1 protein-coding gene is annotated in these 549 nt (G+C 66.8%); it reads left to right on the top strand.

The features are described from left to right. Positions 1-29: 29 nt before the first annotated feature. Positions 30-549 (top strand): carboxypeptidase regulatory-like domain-containing protein (locus tag ACP7BV_RS27790; RefSeq protein ID WP_426108148.1); only part of this gene is annotated, 520 nt, incomplete at its 3' end.

Here is a 549-nt window from a genome sequence, read left to right as displayed (position 1 = left end):
CCGGCGCCACGACGGCGCGTGCCTGGTTGGTGACCCAACTTGATGTCGACGGCGCTGTCGCCAGCCGCAGCGATATCGACCGCGTGCAAAACAGCGCCATGGCGCTGCTGGCTATGCAGAGCGCGACCGACAGCGGCAGCACCAATGCCGTCAAGACGCTCAGTTCGTGGCTGCTGCGCCAGCAGGGCGCCGATGGTGGCTGGCAAAGTAACACTTACCTTTCCGCATTGGCCCTGGCGGCCGTATCGCCAGTCACCGCCGACGCGGCCGTGCGTGCCGCCGGCCGCAATTTCCTGCTGGCACGCCAGTCGCTCGACGGCAGCTGGAACAGCGACCCGTATCTGAGCGCACTGGTATTGCGCGCACTGTCTGACCAGCAATCGCTGCCGCCGAGCGCTGGCGGCTTAGTGCAGGGTCGCGTTGTCGATCAGGGCAGCGGCCAGCCCCTGGGCGCCGTGACAATCACCTTGTCCGGACCCGAAAGCCGCAGTGTTGCCACGGATGCGCAGGGGACATTCTCCGCCACCAAGCTGACTGCCGGCCGCCTTT

The sequence above is a fragment of the Massilia sp. TSP1-1-2 genome (genome assembly GCF_049896185.1).
GTDB lineage: Bacteria > Pseudomonadota > Gammaproteobacteria > Burkholderiales > Burkholderiaceae_D > Telluria_A.
The sequence above is the reverse complement of the archived record's forward strand: the minus strand, read 5'-3'. Positions and strand labels throughout refer to the sequence as shown.